The 6,727-nt window shown below is 41.4% G+C and carries 9 protein-coding genes; all 9 read left to right on the top strand.

Annotation, left to right across the window (positions count from 1 at the left end):
* Positions 1-326: 326 nt before the first annotated feature.
* The 9 genes from Q0081_RS25925 (at position 327) to Q0081_RS25885 (ending at position 6,726) form a co-directional block, all read left to right on the top strand.
* Positions 327-908 (top strand): HAMP domain-containing sensor histidine kinase, encoded by a 582-nt coding sequence (locus Q0081_RS25925; RefSeq protein WP_298360541.1) that lies wholly within the window; start codon positions 327-329, stop codon positions 906-908.
* A gap of 3 nt (positions 909-911) precedes the next feature.
* The gene (locus Q0081_RS25920; protein ID WP_310586530.1) at positions 912-1,235 is read left to right on the top strand and encodes an ATP-binding protein; all 324 of its coding nucleotides are present in this window, start codon (positions 912-914) and stop codon (positions 1,233-1,235) included.
* A 74-nt stretch (positions 1,236-1,309) separates the two neighbouring features.
* Entirely contained in the window at positions 1,310-1,558 is a 249-nt protein-coding gene (locus Q0081_RS25915; RefSeq protein WP_298360539.1) for a hypothetical protein, read from the top strand.
* A 328-nt stretch (positions 1,559-1,886) separates the two neighbouring features.
* Positions 1,887-2,354: a universal stress protein gene (locus tag Q0081_RS25910; RefSeq protein ID WP_298360537.1), complete on the top strand. Its 468-nt coding sequence runs from the start codon at positions 1,887-1,889 to the stop codon at positions 2,352-2,354.
* 34 nt (positions 2,355-2,388) lie between these two features.
* Positions 2,389-2,679, top strand: a complete 291-nt coding sequence (locus Q0081_RS25905) for a hypothetical protein (RefSeq protein ID WP_298360535.1) — start codon at positions 2,389-2,391, stop codon at positions 2,677-2,679.
* A gap of 55 nt (positions 2,680-2,734) precedes the next feature.
* Positions 2,735-3,088 carry a hypothetical protein gene (locus Q0081_RS25900; RefSeq protein WP_298360533.1) on the top strand — a complete coding sequence of 118 codons (354 nt, stop codon included), beginning with the start codon at positions 2,735-2,737 and terminating at the stop codon, positions 3,086-3,088.
* 427 nt (positions 3,089-3,515) lie between these two features.
* On the top strand, positions 3,516-4,520 hold the full coding sequence (locus Q0081_RS25895; protein ID WP_298360531.1) for a 2-hydroxyacid dehydrogenase: 1,005 nt from the start codon (positions 3,516-3,518) through the stop codon (positions 4,518-4,520).
* A 71-nt stretch (positions 4,521-4,591) separates the two neighbouring features.
* Complete coding sequence (locus Q0081_RS25890; RefSeq protein WP_298360529.1) at positions 4,592-5,590, top strand: NADP-dependent oxidoreductase; 999 nt, start codon at positions 4,592-4,594, stop codon at positions 5,588-5,590.
* Between the two features lie 32 nt (positions 5,591-5,622).
* A complete protein-coding gene (locus tag Q0081_RS25885) occupies positions 5,623-6,726 on the top strand; it encodes an alkene reductase (protein WP_298360527.1) in 1,104 nt (367 codons plus the stop codon).
* Position 6,727: the final 1 nt, after the last annotated feature.

The following is a 6,727-nucleotide window of genomic DNA, read 5'->3' as shown; positions in this document are numbered from 1 at the left end:
TAGAAAAGTAAGAATCAATGGCAATTGGGTGCTTGAGCCCATAACCAACCAAACCCAAAAACTACTCTCTAAACTCCAAGTAGCTATTACGTAATTTCTTGGCGGAGTTAGGGGTTAACCGAGTGCGGGTGTAGTCCGTAATAATTTTCTAAGAACTACCATTTTTTATATTTACTTTAGCGTTATAGATATTCAACAATGCCAAAAGTACTACATCATAAATCATAAGTACAACGTGTTCTTGGTAAAAGCTAAATAAATACAAAAAGTACGACAAAACATTCGTTAGTTAACTTGGTAATGTTTATTCTATTCTGTATGTGATAATGAACGACAATACACCCAACTCTTATTGGGCCTCCAATCTTCTGACTATTCTGCTGCGGATCATGTCCCGCAAATTTACTACAATCAACCTAAACCATCTTAATGAGCCCGTCGAGTGGAAATCAGATGATGAAATAGGGGATGTAGTAACAGCCTTTAATGAAATGCTGACAAGGTTGGATGAAAGTAAGGCAGAACTTGCCCAAAACGAAAAAAGGTCGGCATGGCGAGAAATGGCTAAACAGGTAGCTCACGACATAAAAAATCCACTAACGCCCATGAAACTGACTATTCAGCAATTGCAGCGTACCATACTTCGTGATTTACCCTACGATTTGCCTCAAAGTGATCGTATTCGCCAAACCTTTGATTCTCTTATTGAACAAATTGATAACCTAAGTGACATTTCAACCTCTTTTGCAAGTTTTGCTAACATGCCTCTACCTAAGGAGGAATTGTTTGAAATTGTGTCTGTCCTTAAAAAAGCGGCTGATTTGTACGCAGATGATCCAAAAGTCATCGTTAATCGCGATTTCGAAGTAAAAAAAGTCAATATCTTAGGAGACCGAAAACTCATTTGAGGTATTATCACCAACCTGATTATCAACGGAATCCAATCTGTTCCAGAGGGCCGATTTCCTAAAATAACGGTACGTCTGCGTATTGATGATAATAATGTTTATATCGAAATTCAAGACAATGGAGATGGCATTCCGGAGGCTATTCGCTCGAAAGTATTTTTCCCAAATTTCAGCACAAAGGAAGGTGGTACAGGCTTGGGGTTAGCCGTTGCCAAACGGGGGGTAGAGCACGCCGGCGGTGCTATTTGGTTTGAAACTGAAGAAGGTCTTGCTACTACCTTTTACCTGTCATTCCCACTTACTTTCAGAAATCAACTCATGGAATAAATCAAATGATGATTCTTTTCTCCTAAATTATTTTCAAAATGATGTCTTTGAAAATTCAGAATTAAATTAAAAAAATGAAACTATTTACGGCAGAAGGCTTTTCATTTGCCTTACAGGTTACTTCTTTGATTTTGCTTATTGGCTATAATTTTACTAAATCTAAGGATAATGTACCGGAGATTAGTAAACCCAAAGCAAGTGAAATTTATCCTTCTTATTTTAAGACAAAAAATGAAGATAGGCTATATGAATTCCCATACCTGCATACTGAAATACCCAAAAATTCAGAAGAAACAGTAACAAAATCACGGCCTGTTTGCTGACAATTAAGTACTACTTATATTTTACTAATCCATTCACATTTAAAATATTGAAAATATGTTCTATGAAAATTATTATGCAGGAATGAACCTAATTTGGTGGATAGCTTGGATAGCTTGGATAGCTTTACTTTTTTGGATTTTCGCAGTTCCTTATGGCATCCCAGGTGAACGTACCCGAAGGGATTCGCCGCTGAATATATTACAGAGGCGATTTGTTTCTGGCCAAATCTCCGCGCAGGAATATCAGGACAAGAAAAAACAGTTGAAAATAGATTAAAATTTTAGGGAAATACGTATATCCCCGTAATAACAAAAAACATCTATAAAAATGAAAAAAGTATTGATCGCGTTGGATTACAATCCAACTGCTCAAAAAGTAGCGGAAGCCGGTTATTCCTTAGCTAAATCTATCGGTGCCGAAGTTACTTTGATACACGTGCTCGTAGATCCGATGTATTATACATCAGCTACTTATTCTTCCATCATGGGTTTTGACGGCTATATTGATGCGGGTTTTATTCAACCCGATGTTATGGTCGAACTTAAAAAATCAACGCAGGAATTTCTGGATAAATCAAAACAACATTTAGGGGATGAAACCATTCAAACGCTAATAATCGAAGGGGACGTAGCGGATTCTATTTTGGAAGCCGCTAAAGATTCCAAAGTAGACGTTATTGTCTTAGGCTCTCATAGCCAAAAATGGTTGGAATCCATTGTGATGGGAAGCGTGACCGAACAGGTCTTGCACCAAACGTTGATACCGCTTTATGTCATTCCTACTAAAAATCAATGATGATTTAGGGAAGAAAAAGTTAAAAATAAAGACCATGAAAAAACTCGTTTTTTTGATTGTATTGGCCGCATTTGTCTCATTCGTTGACGCTTGCGCCCCCGCTTATGTGAGAGATCAGCCGTCTTCCCGCAATTTTGACAGACCGCAACGTCCAAGTGATGCGCATGTTTGGAGAGATGGAGACTGGGTGTGGAACCGTCAATCACGCACCTATAATCAACGAAACGGCTCTTGGGCAAAGCCAAGAAATGGCCGTTCTTATCGACAGGGGCATTGGAACACCAACCGACGCGGTCAGTATTGGGTAAGGGGACAATGGAATTAATCCATTGCTTTTATCGGCCCAGTATAACGCTTACAGAACCTATTAATTAATTCAGATGAGAAAAAGACTTGTTAAAATGAATCGGCAAGGTCAGGAGACCGAAAGCAAAGAAGCGAAAAACTTGCCGGACTATCCATTATACCCTCCCGATGAAGATATTTACCGGCAGTTCAAAAAAGAAGAAGATATTGACCCTGAGGATATTTCGCACTTGAAAGTAGCCAATGAACCGGAAGGCACCAGAAACGAAAAAGATTTCAGCGAAGACCCCATGGGCAGTGATTTGGACGTGCCGGGCTCCGAATTGGATAACCAACAGGAAAGTGTTGGAAGTGAAGATGAAGAGAACAACTATTACAGTTTAGGCGGAGATAATCATAACGATTTGGAAGAAGATAAAGGGGATTGATGCTATACTGATTTCTTTACCCTTGCCGACGATGAACCACTCATTTTGCTCCACCCGCTTTTATGCAAATAAGTATAAATTGCCATTTCTGTGGCATGAGGTACTGCGTTTGACCGGTGATGGAAACTACACCCTCTTCATTCTCACAGACGGAACGCAGCACCTTTCTTCTAAAACCCTCAGTTTGTACGAGGCCTGTTTACCGCCCGAATTCTTACGTATACACAAGAGAGCCATTTTGTTAATCGCAACTTTATTGTGCGATTTCGTAGGACAAAACTTTGCATTTTAATGACGGATGGAAGTGAAGTGAAAGTAGCAAGAAGGCGGCTGCGGGAAGTGTTTAAAAAAAACAGAGAGGTATTTTTTGAGAACATGAAAAAACGATTTATAAGAAAGTAAAGGTCTGCGGAAGCGCCTAAAAAATATGAAAGCAGCTATATTCAGTACCAAATATTACGAACAGGAATATTTGGATAAATTTAACACGGATGGTAAACACAGTCTTACCTATTTTGATGTTTCATTGAATGCACAGACCACAAATTTAGCCGTAGGGTTTGAGGTGGTTTGTGTGTTATTAACGGATATAATAGACCGAGAAACCGTCAAAAAATTGTCGGAAAACGGCATAAAGCTCATTGATCTCCGCAGTGCCGGTTTTGATAATGTAGACATTGCCGCCGCCGCCGACTATCATATTAAAGTAATGAGAGTGCCAGCGTATTCGCCGCAGGCCATTGCAGAACACGCCACCGCTCTTATTTTGACTTTGAACAGGAAAACCCATAAAGCCTACCAGCGAGTACGAGACAATAATTTTTCTTTAGAAAACCTGATGGGTTTTAATCTTTTTGGGAAAACCGTGGGAGTGGTAGGAACGGGAAAAATCGGAAGAGCTTTTTGTGCCATCATGCAGGGCTTTGGCTGTAAAGTCATTGCCTGTGATATTAAAGAATCTGACGCTTTGAAAGGGAAAGGGGTTGAATACAAGTCATTTGATGAGCTCCTGCATACTTCGGATATTATTTCCATTCATTGCCCCCTCACTCCTACTACGAAACACCTTTTCGATCGCACTGCCTTTTCTAAAATGAAAAAAGAAGCCATGCTTATTAATACGGGCAGGGGTGCTATTATCAAAACTTCGGACGCCATTGATGCCTTAAAAAGCGAGACATTGGGCTATTTAGGAATTGACGTGTATGAAGGCGAAGAAAAATTATTCTTTAAAGATTTGTCAGAAAGTATTGTTCAGGATGACCTCATCGAAAGGCTGATGTCTTTTCCTAATGTATTGATTACGCCCCACCAAGGCTTTTTTACAAAAGAAGCGTTAGACCAAATTGCGCTAACGACCCTAAAGAACTTTTCAGATTTTGAGAGCGGATTGCCGTTGGAAAATGAAGTAACAATGGAGAAAATCAACTAACTTTAGTTGAAAAAATTCACTTGCTTATTGGCAGAACGCTTTTGGCTTTTATTATCTTAACCAAGAAAAGAATGACTACTCAACAAATTGTGCTTGCCTCAAGACCTCAGGGCACCCCCACTTTAGCTAATTTCAGAACTGAAAATGCGGAGCTGGCCGAAGTAAAACCTGGCGAAGTAGCCTTAAAAGGGCTGTATTATTCCGTTGACCCGTATATGCGTGGCCGAATGAACGACGCAAAATCGTATGTTCAATCCTTCCACATTGACCACCCCATTACTGGAGGCGTAGTTGCCACGGTAGTGGAGAGTAAATCAGACAACTTTAAGACCGGCGACTTAGTGGTGGGGCTGCTGCCCTGGCGTAAAGAATTCATTGCTTCTGAACGAACCATCCAAAAAATTGATGCCACAATTGCGCCGCCCAGCTATTATTTGGGCATTTTAGGAATGCCCGGTCTTACGGCTTATTTCGGATTGGTACGCATTTGCAAGCCCAAAGCTGGAGAAACGGTAGTCGTGTCGGGGGCTGCGGGAGCTGTCGGCATGGTGGTGGGTCAGATTGCAAAAATACTGGGTTGCCGAGTTATTGGTATTGCTGGGTCGGATGAAAAACTAAGCTTGCTGAAAGAAGAATTTGGGTTTGACGAAGCTATCAATTACAAAACGACAACCGATATCAGAAAAGCCATTGCCGATGCATGTCCCCACGGCGTAGATATTTATTTTGATAATGTGGGTGGCGAAATCTCCGACGCCGTAATTTATAATTTAAACAATCATGCCCGCATTGCATTATGCGGACAAATTTCCCTATACAACAATGAAAAGGTGGCCATGGGGCCTCGTCTGCAATCGCTGTTTGTGTCAAAAAGTGTCATGATACAAGGTTTTATTGTTGGCAATTATCAAAGTGACTATCCCGAAGGCATTCACCACTTGGCAGAATGGATAAAAATAGGAAAATTGAAATATACGGAAACAATTGTTCACGGTTTTGACCAATTACCTACTGCCTTGTTGGGACTGTTTAAAGGTGAAAATACCGGAAAAATGATCGTGAAAGCATAAAATTAGACAGGCTGAAAAACAGCCGCAACTACATGACAGACTATAAATTGTTTACTTCTACCAAAATTGGAGATTTAGTGTTGCAAAATCGGATGGTGATGGCTCCCATGACCCGATGCCGAGCGATTGATAATGTCGCCAATGCCCTCATGGCCACCTATTATGCACAGCGTGCCAGTGCGGGATTAATCATTACTGAAGGTACATCTCCATCACCCAATGGATTAGGCTATGCCCGAATTCCCGGGATATTTACTCAACAACAAGTGGAAGGATGGAAAATGACTACCTCGGCAGTACATGCAAAAGGCGGGAAAATTTTTGTTCAGTTGATGCATACCGGCAGAATAAGTCATGCGCTTAACATGCCCGAAGGAGCGCAGGTAATGGCGCCGTCGGCCGTACAGGCGAGCGGACAGATGTGGACGGATGCAGAAAGACTACAGGACTTTCCAGTGCCTTTGGCAATGACCAACGCGGATATTTTAAATACAATCGCCGAATTTGCAACGGCCGCTGAAAATGCAATCAAGGCAGGATTTGACGGCGTAGAACTGCACGGAGCCAACGGCTACCTGCTGGAAGAGTTTTTGTCGCCAGTAAGCAATATCCGCGATGATAATTACGGAGGGAATACCGAAAACCGTTGCCGCTTTGTGATTGAAACAGTAGCGGCCGTTGCCAACGCCATTGGAAAAGAAAAAACAGGAATTCGTTTATCCCCTTACGGTACCGCAAGCGACATGCCACATTATCCAACCATCCATGCCACGTATGACTACCTGTCTAAGGAACTGAACAAATTGGATATTGCCTATATTCACCTCGTGGACCACTCAGCGATGGGAGCGCCGATGGTGCCCATGGAAATAAAAACGCTGATAGGTCACAATTTTGAAAATACGATTATCCTTTCGGGGGGGTATGATAAGGAGCGAGCCGAAACGGATATTGAAAGTGGATTAGCTGACCTCATCGCTTTTGGACGACCGTTTATCAATAATCCCGACTTTGTGGAACGGGAAGAAAACAATTGGGTTTTATCAGAAGACCTCAAAATGGACTTCTTTTATTCGGCCGACGAAAATGGCTATACGGATTATCCGTCTCATAAAGCCCAATTAATCAGCCAATAGC

The organism is Runella sp. (assembly GCF_027484545.1).
Lineage (GTDB): Bacteria > Bacteroidota > Bacteroidia > Cytophagales > Spirosomataceae > Runella.
The sequence above is the reverse complement of the archived record's forward strand: the minus strand, read 5'-3'. Positions and strand labels throughout refer to the sequence as shown.

Bases quoted from the DNA above. Each gene is read 5' to 3' on its own strand.
- Q0081_RS25900 (WP_298360533.1), top strand. From the start codon at position 2,735: ATGAGAAAAAGACTTGTTAAAATGAATCGGCAAGGTCAGGAGACCGAA.
- Q0081_RS25895 (WP_298360531.1), top strand. From the start codon at position 3,516: ATGAAAGCAGCTATATTCAGTACCAAATATTACGAACAGGAATATTTG.
- Q0081_RS25915 (WP_298360539.1), top strand. From the start codon at position 1,310: ATGAAACTATTTACGGCAGAAGGCTTTTCATTTGCCTTACAGGTTACT.
- Q0081_RS25885 (WP_298360527.1), top strand. From the start codon at position 5,623: ATGACAGACTATAAATTGTTTACTTCTACCAAAATTGGAGATTTAGTG.
- Q0081_RS25890 (WP_298360529.1), top strand. From the start codon at position 4,592: ATGACTACTCAACAAATTGTGCTTGCCTCAAGACCTCAGGGCACCCCC.
- Q0081_RS25925 (WP_298360541.1), top strand. From the start codon at position 327: ATGAACGACAATACACCCAACTCTTATTGGGCCTCCAATCTTCTGACT.
- Q0081_RS25905 (WP_298360535.1), top strand. From the start codon at position 2,389: ATGAAAAAACTCGTTTTTTTGATTGTATTGGCCGCATTTGTCTCATTC.
- Q0081_RS25910 (WP_298360537.1), top strand. From the start codon at position 1,887: ATGAAAAAAGTATTGATCGCGTTGGATTACAATCCAACTGCTCAAAAA.